At 39.6% G+C, this 12995-nt stretch carries 9 protein-coding genes; 1 reads left to right on the top strand and 8 read right to left on the bottom strand.

Annotated elements, in window-relative coordinates; translation table 11 throughout:
* Nucleotides 1-206 precede the first annotated feature (206 nt).
* Nucleotides 207-1469, bottom strand: a complete 1263-nt coding sequence (locus SPK86_RS10545) for a DUF1116 domain-containing protein (RefSeq protein WP_330949327.1) — start codon at nt 1467-1469, stop codon at nt 207-209.
* A 69-nt stretch (nt 1470-1538) separates the two neighbouring features.
* Nucleotides 1539-3287, bottom strand: a complete 1749-nt coding sequence (gene fdrA / locus SPK86_RS10540; RefSeq protein ID WP_330949326.1) for an acyl-CoA synthetase FdrA — start codon at nt 3285-3287, stop codon at nt 1539-1541.
* A gap of 225 nt (nt 3288-3512) precedes the next feature.
* On the opposite strand from fdrA, the gene SPK86_RS10535 reads away from it, so the two are divergent.
* Complete coding sequence (locus tag SPK86_RS10535; RefSeq protein ID WP_284139186.1) at nt 3513-4379, top strand: alpha/beta hydrolase; 867 nt, start codon at nt 3513-3515, stop codon at nt 4377-4379.
* Nucleotides 4380-4469: 90 nt separating this feature from the next.
* Here the strand turns inward: SPK86_RS10535 and SPK86_RS10530 are convergent, their stop codons facing one another.
* The 6 genes from SPK86_RS10530 to SPK86_RS10505 all read right to left on the bottom strand — a co-directional run bounded on the left by SPK86_RS10530 (nt 4470) and on the right by SPK86_RS10505 (nt 12895).
* A complete protein-coding gene (locus SPK86_RS10530; RefSeq protein ID WP_330949325.1) occupies nt 4470-5993 on the bottom strand; it encodes an AbgT family transporter in 1524 nt (507 codons plus the stop codon).
* A gap of 63 nt (nt 5994-6056) precedes the next feature.
* A complete protein-coding gene (locus SPK86_RS10525) occupies nt 6057-7364 on the bottom strand; it encodes a hypothetical protein (RefSeq protein WP_330949324.1) in 1308 nt (435 codons plus the stop codon).
* Nucleotides 7354-8610, bottom strand: coding sequence for a M20 family metallo-hydrolase (locus tag SPK86_RS10520; protein WP_330949323.1), 1257 nt, complete (start codon nt 8608-8610; stop codon nt 7354-7356). The genes SPK86_RS10525 and SPK86_RS10520 overlap by 11 nt, the downstream gene beginning before the upstream one ends.
* The gene (locus SPK86_RS10515) at nt 8603-9901 is read right to left on the bottom strand and encodes an amidohydrolase (RefSeq protein WP_330949322.1); all 1299 of its coding nucleotides are present in this window, start codon (nt 9899-9901) and stop codon (nt 8603-8605) included. Before SPK86_RS10515 ends, SPK86_RS10520 begins: the two co-directional genes overlap by 8 nt.
* A 1-nt stretch (nt 9902) precedes the next feature.
* Nucleotides 9903-11102, bottom strand: a complete 1200-nt coding sequence (locus SPK86_RS10510) for a M20 metallopeptidase family protein (protein ID WP_330949321.1) — start codon at nt 11100-11102, stop codon at nt 9903-9905.
* A gap of 341 nt (nt 11103-11443) precedes the next feature.
* Nucleotides 11444-12895 (bottom strand): carbon starvation CstA family protein, encoded by a 1452-nt coding sequence (locus tag SPK86_RS10505; protein ID WP_330949320.1) that lies wholly within the window; start codon nt 12893-12895, stop codon nt 11444-11446.
* Between the last annotated feature and the right edge of the window lie 100 nt (nt 12896-12995).

Below are 12995 nucleotides of genomic sequence, written 5' to 3'. Positions count from 1 at the left end.
GCCCTCGGAAGAATTCAACTTTCTGTGGGGACTCTTTCCTGTTGAGTCGCTACCTTTTGTTCCAAGAAACAGCGTCAACTAACTTGAAAGGAGTCTCAACCATTTCAACTACTCAAGAGAATAATTTATGAAATAGATTCATAGACTCCCGTATTTTATTCAGTTTTCCCACAAGAAGTCTTTTGTCCCATCCCCTGTTTACTTATTTATATTAATCCTAGCTTTTGGGCATATGCTTCCAATGCCTTCTCAAAGCATTCACGAGGCGCGCGAACCGTACCAGCGCCTACTTGTCCAATACCAGCTTGCTTATGTGCAATTCCTGTATTAATGACCGGCTCAATTCCTGTTTCTACTACTTTACGAGCATCAATTCCAAGACATGCTCCTTGAAAGTCCCATGTCGGGATTGTGAAATTACTATTTTGGTCGATACAAATCTCCATCATCTCATTACTTGTAGATAAGGCATCCTGAAATCCACCTGCACCGACAAAACGTGTTACACCTGGTGCGGCAATCATTGCCATTCCACCAACACCGAATGCCTCAGTAATCGCACTATCACCAATATCCGAGTTTGCATCCTCCTGCGAATATCCAGTAAAGAACAGCCCTTGTGGCGTATTAACTGGAGCAGTAAACCATTGATCTCCCATACCACTTATTCGAATACCAAAATCCTTCCCATTACGGGTCATTGCTGTAACAACAGTTCCTTCTTCTATTTTACGCGCACCATCTAAGACAGCTTTTCCAGTAGCCATCATAATGTTTAAGAAGAACTGATCAGTATCAGCTAAAAACTTAATAACATCCTTGCGATCCTTTTCATCCATCTCCACTTGAACAATATATGGACTAATTTCTTTTAGAAAAATTAATGATGCTGCGATGTTTCGTTGGTGGAATTCATCCCCCATTGTAATTGCTTTAGCAATCATGACATTTAAATTTAATCCGTCCTCCGATAGCTTTAATGCTTTCGCAATCGTTGGTCCCAACACATTCTTCATCCACTCAAGGCGCGTGATGACCTCTTCCGAATATGCTCCAAATCGAAGCACCTTTCCGATTCCTTCATTCATCGTACAATATGCTTCATTTCCTTCTGAACGATTTTCTACTACGACAACAGGCATATTTGCTGATGTAATACCACCCATTGGTCCAACAGCGTTCACATGGTGACACGGAATAAAAGTAACCTCTCCATTTGCTAGCATTGTTTCCGCTTCAGCTTCGTTACTTGCCCAGCCTTCAAACAATGAGGCACCGATACAAGACCCCTGCATTGGCCCTGTCATATCTTCCCATTTAATTGGAGGTCCAGCATGGAGCAATACTTTTCCTTCTGTTAATTCTTTAATTTTGGATTTTGCAGGAACCACATCAACAAGAAATGGTGCTGATCCAATAATTTTTTCAATTACCGCCTTATTTGCTTCATCAATGGAATTATATTTCATTTTACAGCCACCTCATTTGTTTTTATTTGTAGTAAAGCTTGTTGTACCATTCTTCTTTTATACATATCCTTATTTGAGTAAGCTCAAAATTTTACGCATTTTCTCATTACCACCTGCTATTGGTCTCCAATCATATTGAACAACTGGAACATTGCTTGCGACAATCGCATCTGTAAAGCTCTTTAAACCTACATTAATTATCCGGGGCTTCTCTGTTACTAATTTCATCACTTCATCTGAAACAGTTAGATTAAACGTTGTCCTAGGTTGTGGCTTGTCTTTATACTGCTTTTGTACATCATTAACCCTTAACCCAACTATGCTTAATGCCGTACGTACTGCTTCGTTATTATTATCTTTTACAATAACGCCGCTTTCCTTTAAGCGCTTGATGTGTCCTTCATAATCCTGGGGATCATTACTTGTACCACATACAGATGCAACAACATACAGTTCACGACCATTTTCCTTTGCAAAAGAAACTGCGTATTCAATATGTGGAAGTAATGCACTTGCCATATCGTCGTGTGACCCGTAACCAAGAACAAAATCGAGTAAAATAACAGCTGTACTTTCATCCTTTGCTGCCTCTAGAATAAACTTCGCTCGCGTTTCGGGATCAATCATTGGATGGGGCTTTCCTTGTGTATATTTGTCATCCCCTAAATCTACTACTTCATGTCCTTTATGCTTTAATACATAGCCATCTTCATTTGTTATTTCTGTTCCTAGGCCAAGTCCATCAGAGAGTAATACAGCTGCTTCCGATGCTAGTGTACCTCCAGAATATAAACCTTTAATTGCGGTTTGTCCTTGTTTAAGCTGAACATCTTTAACCTCGTAATCCCCTGCATTGTAATCGGCTTGTACATCCTTACCCTGTGCAATATCTACGGCGATTTTTGCTGTTTCTGCTAACGTATATGCCTGATACACGTTCCCTTCATACGTTTCTGGCTTCTCACCTAAGAAAATCGTTACAACTGGTTTTGTCACATGATGAAGTAAATCAACAACTTGATTGCGAACTTCTTTTGCTGGTGGCTTCGAAATAACTGCTATAATATCTGTTTGACTATGGTTTTCCAATGCACGAATACCGTCCATCATTGTAATTGCTCCAATTGGATCCTTTAAATCACGACCGCCCGTACCAATTGCGTGACTAACTCCCTCACCAAGGCGATCAATAATGGCAGATACTTCCTGAATTCCAGTACCAGAAGCACCTACAATTCCGATTCGTCCTTTTTGCACAACATTGGCGAATGCCATTGGAATACCATCTAGAATTCCTGTTCCACAATCTGGTCCCATAACAAGCAGGCCTTTTTCATGGGCTTTTTGTTTCAGCTGAGCCTCGTCCCCCATTGGAACATTATCACTAAACAAAAATACATGTAGGCCCATATCTAACGCCTTATTTGCTTCTTCAGCAGCATACTGACCAGGAACAGAAATTAAGGCTAGATTGGCATTTGGCAATGTGCTTTGGGCTCGATCCCATGTACGAACAGTTTCAAACGCCTGACTTCCTCCTGAAATCGATTGATCCTTTAAGTACTGTTCTACTTTTTCAAGTACCTCTTCTACTTTCTTTTCATCCTTTGTATCAATTACAATTGCCATATCATTCGATTCGGCGGCTTTTAGTTCATCCGTATACAAACCAGCATCCTTAAAAATATCTTTATTCGCAGGGGTAGCCATCATGATTTGTACTTTTTCTAACCCTTCCATGGCGGAAACTGCATTTGTCAACAGCATTAGGTTAATCGAATCCTGATAAGAATTTTTTTTAATGATTGTGTAAAGCACGTTTTCCACTCCTTCTCCGTATATTATTTCCCTCTCCCAACGCATAAAAATTGCAACTGGAATCTATTATCCAATTGCATTGTATGATATAGCGCATTGCATTCGAATAAAATTGTAAATGTTTACATTACAAAAACATAAAATGTCTGCTTATCACTGTATCTGCCTCCTTTTCTGGAGTATGATAAAATAGACAATAATTATAAAAGAAAGTGAAGATGCGACATGTCAAACACCTATGTTTATAAAACAACGCAGGATTGTGAACTAAAAGGAAATCTATTTCCTGCCAACGAAAAAACAGCCCCACTAATCGTGTTTATTCATGGTGGAGGGCTTATCTTCGGAACAAGAGATGATATGAATAAGGAGCAAATAAAGCGATACAATGATGCAGGCTTTCATGTTTTCTCCATTGATTATCGCCTTGCACCTGAAACAAAGCTTCCAGAAATTAAAAAAGACATTGAGGATGCACTTCAATGGCTACAGGATCCAAATCATCTTGCTTTAGACTATGACCCTCAGAAAATAGCAGTCATCGGAAGCTCAGCGGGGGGATATCTTGCATTATTATCAGGAACCCTTCAAGTAAAGCCAAAAGCAATCGTTTCCTTCTATGGTTACGGGAATATCTTAGCGGATTGGTATAAACGTCCAAGTGCGCATTTTAATACAATGACTACTGTGCCTGAAGCTCTTGCAAAGCAATTAATTCAAAGTAAAGAAATAGCAGAAGGCCCCATCGCCAGCCGTTTTGCTATTTATCTCTATTGTCGCCAACAAGGAAAATGGCTTGATTATGTGACCGGTACACCATCGCCTTATTCAGCTTCAGAATGGGAAGCATACTGCCCAGCCCTTCAAGCAGATCATAGCTTCCCAACCACCTTGCTTTTCCATGGTGATGCGGATGATGATGTGCCTTACGAGGAGTCTGTTGCAATGCAGCAAGCCTTGGAAAAAGCAGGCGTTCAAAGCAAGCTAATTACTGTACCAAAGGCGAAGCATTCTTACGATGAAAATATGGATGATCCTCAAGCACGTGAATCCATTGAACAAACGATTGCATTTTTAAAAGAAACCCTTTAAAACTAATCACCTAACAAAAAAGCGGACGGCCTTGTTAAAGCCATCCGCTTTTTTATTATCAATTAATCAAACTAGTTAAACTTGAATCGATTATAAATGAACCGTTACTCCCGGACCAAATGGAATTCCAAAGAAAACGAATAGGAGTAGCATTACAATCCAAGTACCAAGGAAAAACAAGCTATACGGAAGCATTAACGCAATTAACGTTCCAATCCCTGCTTTTTTATCGTATTCTTTCATAAAGGATAGCACAATGATGATATAAGGGTTCATCGGAGTGATAACATTTGTTGATGAGTCAGCAATACGATATGCCGCCTGAATAAAGGCAGGATGATAATCCAAGAAGTAAAACATCTTAACAAAAATCGGCGCTTCTAATGCCCATTGTGCAGATCCACTAAAGATGAATAGGTTCAATACTGCGGTTAATAAAACAAAGCCTAGGACGACCCCAATTCCGGTAAATCCAACTGATTCCAGCATGTTTGCACCACTTACTGCAATCCATGAGCCGATATTCGTCCAATCAAAATAAGAAATAAATTGTGCTGCTGCAAAAATAAGCACGATAAATGCAGACATATCCTTCATTGCTTCTCCCATTAAGAAACCAATTGATCTCGTATTCTCTATTTTTTTAACCGTGACTCCATAAACAACTCCTACAACGATAAAGAACAAAAGGATTATTGGTACAATTCCAGATAAAAATGGAGATGGAACAATTCCCCCCTCCTCATTTGTTAAAGGAGAGTTTGGTATCAGAATAACGCCTACAATGACTGCAACATAAATTAACCCTGCAATAGTTGCTCGTATAAGGCCCGTCTTTTCAATTGGTTTTATTTCTTCAAAGGTTTTGTTCGCCTTCCCAGTGTATTTTCCGAGACGCGGTTCAACAATTTTTTCTGTTACAAGCGCCCCGACGATAGAGAGCACAACAACGGATGCAAGCATGAAATACCAGTTGTCAACAGGGGTTACGACGATATTCGAATCGAGCGTTTTCATTACTTCTGTCGATATTCCTGAAAGCAACGCATCTGTTCCAGTAATCATAAAATTCGCTGTAAATCCAGAACCAACGCCTGCAAAGCCTGCTGCTAAACCGGCCAATGGATGGCGACCGATATTGTAAAATACCATAGCTGCTAACGGCGGAATAATAACAAACGCAGCATCAGAAGCAATATTTCCGAGAATACCAGTAAAGATAACTGCATACGTTACTAATGCTTTTGGTGCTTTCACAATGGTGCTTTTTATAGCCGTTTCTAATAATCCAACCTTATCAGCAAGTCCAATACCAAGCATCATTGCGAGAACTAACCCTAACGGCTTAAACCCTACAAAATTATCAAGCATGGAAGTTAATATATATTGCAGTCCTTCTGCTGATACGAGACTCTTAATAAAAACCTTTTCCTCCACACCTGGTTGCACAAATGATACGTTAAATAACGAAATAACCCATGACAAAATTATTACCGCAACCGCCAAGTACACAAATAGCATGAAGGGATCAGGCAATTTATTGCCGACACGCTCAATACCATTTAAAATTCTAGTCATCTTCGGTTTCTTTTGTTGACTTTCCTGTGTAGTCATACATTTCATCCTTTCTTCCACATTATTTTTAAAATACGTAAAGCGTTAAAGTGATCTCCGATTTTATTTAAATCGATAAATTTTTCGTGGACGACCACGCTCTCCAGATTGAGATTCGCCACACTGTTCGACTAAACCACCCCTTTCAAGCCCTGCTAAAATTCGTCTACCATTTCGTTCGGTACTTTGTAGCCAGCGCGCTATATCCTGGGATGAAAATGCTTCTCGATTGTATTGTGTTGCATATGCTTCAATTTTTGATACTACCCCAGGACTAATGCCACTATCTTTTATAGCAGATTGCCACTTTTGGTCCAGCTCAACAGTACGGTAAGCCATTGATTGGCTTTGTTCCTCATGAATAAGCGTCATATTCTGGTCTTCATCAACAATTAAAATCGGAGCATTTTGATGCTGCTTGCGATTTCTGAAGCCATAACGTACATGCTGCTCTGCTTGTGAAACAGATTCACCATAGCCTATCGCTACATCTATACCAATGTTTAATTGCAGCTTCATTCCCTTTATTAAAGAGACTATCTCTGCTTCTGTTTCCTGGTGAACTTCTCCTCTTGTTGTAAAAATGAAAAACAATCCATCCCCAAGCTGCATGAGTGATCCATTCATCTTTTCCGATAAATGAAGTAAGGTACGCTTTAAATCAAGCTCATTATGCTTCATGCGAAAAGAATAGTAGAGCGCATCATCCTCTTTACCTAAATTAAAATCAACCTTAAAGCCTACTACCGCCATTTGCGCATTTCGATATCGCTTCACCTGTGCACGTTCAATTAATAACTCAATGCTTAACCGAATTGCTAGATAAGATGGTGTTACACGAAAAACAGGTATGCCAGCTTTCTTTAATGCAAGATAAGTAGATTTAATCGAAGTAATAATCACCTCAATATTTCCCTTTTCAAAATGCTCTTTATGAAAATCTACTAATTCATTGACATATTGATAGCCTTTAAATGGCGAATTAATATAATTCATGGACTTAAGATTGTAAAAAGAAAGTACTTTTTCAATCTCTTCATCTGCAATCGTATCAATCCCTATTTTTTGATAAACGGTGTTAGCAGCTAATTGTGATTCAAGTAATGTGCCAAAAAAACTAGAGCCATGTAATGGAGGGTATGTCGCGATTTCATCCGTTACCAAGTTTTTATCTATAGCATAGGAATAATTTAATACACCAGAGAAAAGCCATTGGTCGACAGTTGCTTTATAGGTTAAAAAAATCGCATCCATATCCTCTAATTTTTCATAAATAAACGGCTGAAAGTGAACATCTTTAAATTCCTTTACCACATACATAATGCGGCGTACCGAATCCTCTGGTCCAACGATACCAATATTAATTTTCATCTTTGTCACCAGCCCGTTCTATAAAACGTGCTAACACCTGTGTGCCATTAGCAAGCGCAGAAATGGAAGCATACTCCTGTGGATGATGACTAATTCCATCCTTACACGGAATAAAAATTAATCCAGATGGCCATTTTGCTGCCATGTTCATCACATCATGACCTGCACCACTATTCATCGTACAATGGCGTAGACCGAGCTCCGTACATATATCCGATAATTCTTGTTGCATATGGTAATCAAGCAAGACAGAATCGGTATCAACGAATGGATGCACTTCTATTGATATATTTCGCTCACTAGCAAGCTCTTTGCAAAAGGATGCAATCATCGAAGCAAGCTTTCTTTTCTTTTCATCATCAACGCTCCGAATATCAATCCCCATCTCAACCTTTCCAGGAATAACATTCATGGCATTCGGTGTGACCTTGACTGTACTAACCGTTGCAACGATTGGATGCTTACTTGTTCTATTTAGCTGCATAGCTTGCTGTTCGACATAAGCTATTAAAGGAGCTAAAGCAACGAGTGCATCCTGACGATTTTCCATCGGGGTTGTTCCGGTATGATTTGCCATTCCTTTTGCTTTAATTTGCAGCCTTACTGGACAGGCAATACCATGAACAATACCAATATCAAGCTCCTTCGTCTCTAATTCCATCCTTTGCTCTATATGGAGCTCTACAAAGCTTTCCAGTCTGTTCCTCGGTATCTCAGCTTGTGGTACACGCTCCCAATCCAAGCCAAACTGCTTGATAGCTTCTGGCAATGTGATTCCATGGACATCCTTTATTTCCGCATATTCATCAATGGAAAACCTTCCTGTTATCGCTTTACTTCCAATTGTGGATATGCCAAATCGGGCAGATTCCTCTGAAGCAAAACAAATAATCGCAATATTTCTTTTCGGAAGGATGTTTTTATCCATTACTTGTTTAACAGCTGCGAGCGCACATAACACACCAGCTGTCCCATCATATCCTCCACCTTGATTAACGGTATCCAAATGAGAACCAAAGGCTATAGTCGGTAATGATGCAGCTACCTCCCAAATCGCCCACTGATTTCCCGCTTCATCCTGTGATGTTTTTAATCCAAGCTCTGTTGCAATAGATATAAATGCTTGATGGGCTGCTTTTTCTTCCTTTGTATAGCTTAACCGGGTATAACCCTTTACTTGCTTTTGCGGTGACGCACCATTTAAAGCGTTTAACTTTTCTTCTAACCAGTGCTTGAGATTATCCATTGCTAGATCCTCCCATAATAATATTCACATACGCCTCTAAAGCAACCGGCAACACAGCTTCCTCAAAATCAAATGCAGGATGGTGGTGAGGATAGTTTAATGTAGAACCAAATAACATATAGGTTGCTTTTCCACCATGCGCTTGTACCCGTTTCATCATGATACTAGCATCCTCTGACCCAGATACAGTTACTTTCGGTAAAATTTCTTTTATATATGTTCCGTTTTGACACCACGAAACGATATTTTGAATCGTTTCCTTACTACAGCTGATTTCCTCTGATTCACCTACATCCTCTATTGACCAAGAAACATCATGGACCAATGCCGTTCCTTCTATCATCCGTAATGCCTCTTGATAAACATATTGACTAATTGCTTCTGTTTCACCGCGCACTTCCACTTCCATATATCCACTATCCGCAATAATGTTCCTCCCACTTCCAGCATGCATTTTGCCAACATTAATCCGTGTAACACCAGCTGCATGCCGAGCAATGCCATATAATTGCATCGCAGTAGTGGCTGTAGCTAGTAGTGCATTTTTTCCGAGTTCTGGATGCATCCCTGCATGGGAAGCAGTTCCTTGAAAATGAACGTTCAGCTTTTTGGAAGCTAAAAAGCCCTTCGTCGATGCGGCAATCGTTCCAATTGGTAATGATTCAATTCCGATATGTCCACTGTAAAAACAATCTACATCATCTAGCCAGCCTTTAGCTGTCACTGCTTTTGCGCCTCTACCGCCCTCTTCTGCTGGCTGGAACAGCAACGTAAAACGCCCTTTAAGCTGTTCTCTATGTTTAGAAATAAATGCGGCAACTCCTAAGCCAACCGCCATATGACCATCATGACCACAGGCATGCATCACATTTTCATATCTAGATGTAAAGCTCTCCTGGACCGGATAATGAGAGGCTAGCGTAGATTCAAGAATTGGAAGTGCATCGATATCAAAGCGAAATGCAACATGGTCTCCTTTTCTTCCCGTGTCTAACGTCGCTACAACTCCAGTCATCCCAAGTTGCATACTGGCTAATAAATCTTCATCTACTCCCCATTGCTTTGCCTTATTTTCTAGAGCGACCATTGCTTCCTTTGTTGGCAATCCTTTTCGAGCTGTCGCATCCATCACATCATTTCCGACGTAGACAGAGAAGCCTTGCTTTTTTAATTCTGCATAAAGCTTATAGGTTGTAATATATTCTAAGAATCCTAATTCTGGCTCTTGATGAAATGAACGGCGCCAACCGATTAAATTCGGTATTTGCTTATTAATAAAATTCGTTATCATTTTACTCATCTCGCTTTAATTCATTTAACGTATCTATTGCAAGCTGTACCATAAATGTGCTACCATCCGCTAATGCCCGCTCGTTCAATTCAAATCCTGGATCATGGAGTGGCTTTTGCTTTTCGTAATCTTCAATTTGTGTACCCAGCCAAATAAATGCACCAGGAATTTGTTCTAAAAACCGACTAAAATCTTCGCCTGCTAAGGATGGGTTTACATCAGGGGCAGCATGCGCTCCAAAATAATTTCTTGCTGTATTTCTTGCTAATGCAGCCCATTTCTCTGTATTAATTGTTGCTGGATAGCCATCAAGATAATCAACCTCCACGCTACCTCCATGTGCGTGTGCAATTTGTTCTGTAATTTGATGAAATCGCCTTTTTACCTCCTGCTTTACTTCTGCTCGATAAGTACGCACAGTTCCTTCTAATACAACCTCATCAGCAATGACATTGGGCGCATACCCACCATGAATCGTTCCGATTGTTACGACAGCAGCCTCTAGTGGATCAACATTTCTACTAACAATTGACTGGATGCTTGTCACAATATGTCCAGCAATAACGATGGCATCATTCGCATAATGTGGCATGCTGGCATGACTACCATTTCCTTTGACAACAAGTTTAAATCGATCTGATGCCCCCATCATTTCGCGGTCACGGATACCAACATATCCAACAGGCAGATCAGGCCATACATGCTGCCCATATATAACATCTGGTTTATAATGCTTGAATAAGCCATCCTCAAGCATTGGTAACGCCCCACCGATTGGCGCTGCTTCCTCAGCTGGCTGGAAGATAAGTAACACGGTTCCAATAATATGTGCCTGCAGCTGCTGGAGCATATATGCTGTCCCTAGAAGCATTGCGGTGTGGGCATCATGACCACATGCATGCATAATTCCCTTCTCCTTAGATACAAAGGCATGCTCATTCGTTTCTTGGATTGGAAGCGCATCCATATCTGCCCTTAAAGCAACTGTTTTCCCTGGCTGTGCTCCTTTTATAATCCCAAGCACACCATTTCCTGCAAAACCTTCTTCAAATGAAACGCCGTAAGCAGTTAATTTTTCCTTTATAAACTGTGATGTATTTACTTCTTTATTGCTTAATTCAGGATATTGGTGTAAATGCCGCCGCATCGCAATAACATCCGGACGAATATGCTCTTGAAGTTCTTTTATCGAAATCACCATAGGTTACCTCCACAACATTTTACGAGTATCTTCTCTATTCAAAAAATCATAATTAATATATCTAGTTACAATTAACGGAAAATGTCCTTTAATGTACCGTTAATAAAAATTATACAAAAGCTGCCGCTTCATGTACAGATATTTCGGAAAATTTATTATAAATATTTTATTGGAAAAATATTTATTTATACAAATAACCTAGAATGTATGATATATAATCGGCACTAATATAACTCTAGCTACTATATTTTCTTCTTTCCAATAAATAAGAAGTCAAATAGTATATCACTATTTGACTTCTTATTTTCAAATCCAATGCGTTCACATTGTTTTATGTGCGCTTAAGCTATTTTCTCAAACGCAGATACGTCCTCTTCTAACGGAATATTTCCTTGACGTGCTTTTTTGGCAGCGTAAAAAAACAACGTAATGATGGCTACTGAAATAACTGCAGCCCCAAAATATGAAAAATTTAATGCTAAGCCAAAGCCAATGCTTGCATTTAAAATATAAGTCATCGTTGCCATCAGCATGAATACGCCAGGAATCAAGGCGATCCAATAGTTTTTTCGAGCGATATAAAGATACATTGCTCCGACAAACAATGCGATAACCGCTGTTGATTGATTTGCCCAAGAAAAATATCGCCAAAGCAGTGTAAAATCAATTTGAGTTAATGCGATCGAAAGAACAAACAGTGGTAACGCAATCCACAATCTATTTAATACTTTCTTCTGAGAAAAATTAAAATAATCAGCGATGATCATTCGTGCACTGCGAAATGCGGTATCACCTGAAGTAATTGGAAGAACAATAACACCTAATACAGCGAGTGTTCCACCAACCGCTCCAAGCATTAACGTCGAAGCCTCCGTCACAACTGCTGCTGGACCGCCTGCAGCTAAAATGTCATTTAAACCATTATAGCCATCAAAAAGACTCATTCCAGCTGCTGCCCAAATCATAGCAATAATTCCCTCTGCAATCATCATGCCATAAAAGATTTTTCGCCCTTCCTTCTCTCCTCTAGTTGTTCTTGAAATAATTGGTGTCTGTGTGGCATGGAAGCCGGAAAGCGCACCACATGATATCGTTAAAAATAATAACGGAAAGATTGGTGCTTGATCAGGGTGAAAATTTTGCAAGGATAACTCAGGAATTGGCGCACCTGTAACTAGCATTCCAACTCCAACTCCTACAGCACTTATAATCAATAACGCGCCAAAAATAGGATAGAAGCGCCCAATAATCTTATCAATTGGCAGCAAGGTTGCGAAAATATAATAAATAAATATTGCCGCGATTATAACCCCTAGACTCGTCCAACCATTCATTAAATTATGAAGTAATTCAGCAGGAGCTGTCACAAAGACTGTTCCAACTAGTAACAATAGTAATATAGCAAACGCATTGACAACATGCTTCATAAACTTCCCTAAAAATTTCCCAGCAAGCTCTGGTAAATGTGCACCACGATTTCGAATCGAAATCATGCCGGTTAAATAATCATGAACCGCACCTGCGAATATAGCACCGAACACAATCCACAAGAAAGCTACCGGACCATATAATGCCCCCATTATCGGGCCGAATATAGGACCTACACCAGCAATATTTAATAATTGGATTAATGAATTTTTCGGAGTATTCATTGGCAAATAATCTACCCCATCCTGATGCGTATATGCGGGTGTTTTCCTGTCTGATTTTACTCCAAACGTCTTTTCTACAAATTTTCCATAGGTGAAATAACCGATTATTAACAAAGCAATTCCAAATAAGAATGTATACACGAAAACGCCTCCTTCAAAAATGTATGCGCATACATTCAGTTTATCGAAACTTTTCAAAAGAAGCGGAATTCGAATCTAACATGCAAAAATTAGAATATAA

This window comes from Virgibacillus sp. MG-45, from assembly GCF_036409425.1.
Lineage (GTDB): Bacteria > Bacillota > Bacilli > Bacillales > Amphibacillaceae > LDC-1.
Note: the sequence above shows the minus strand (reverse complement) of the source record. Positions and strands in the feature narration are given on the sequence as shown.

Bases quoted from the DNA above. Each gene is read 5' to 3' on its own strand.
- SPK86_RS10545 (WP_330949327.1), bottom strand. From the start codon at position 1,469: ATGAAATATAATTCCATTGATGAAGCAAATAAGGCGGTAATTGAAAAA.
- SPK86_RS10535 (WP_284139186.1), top strand. From the start codon at position 3,513: ATGTCAAACACCTATGTTTATAAAACAACGCAGGATTGTGAACTAAAA.
- SPK86_RS10530 (WP_330949325.1), bottom strand. From the start codon at position 5,993: ATGACTACACAGGAAAGTCAACAAAAGAAACCGAAGATGACTAGAATT.
- SPK86_RS10525 (WP_330949324.1), bottom strand. From the start codon at position 7,364: ATGAAAATTAATATTGGTATCGTTGGACCAGAGGATTCGGTACGCCGC.
- SPK86_RS10520 (WP_330949323.1), bottom strand. From the start codon at position 8,610: ATGGATAATCTCAAGCACTGGTTAGAAGAAAAGTTAAACGCTTTAAAT.
- SPK86_RS10515 (WP_330949322.1), bottom strand. From the start codon at position 9,901: ATGATAACGAATTTTATTAATAAGCAAATACCGAATTTAATCGGTTGG.
- SPK86_RS10510 (WP_330949321.1), bottom strand. From the start codon at position 11,102: ATGGTGATTTCGATAAAAGAACTTCAAGAGCATATTCGTCCGGATGTT.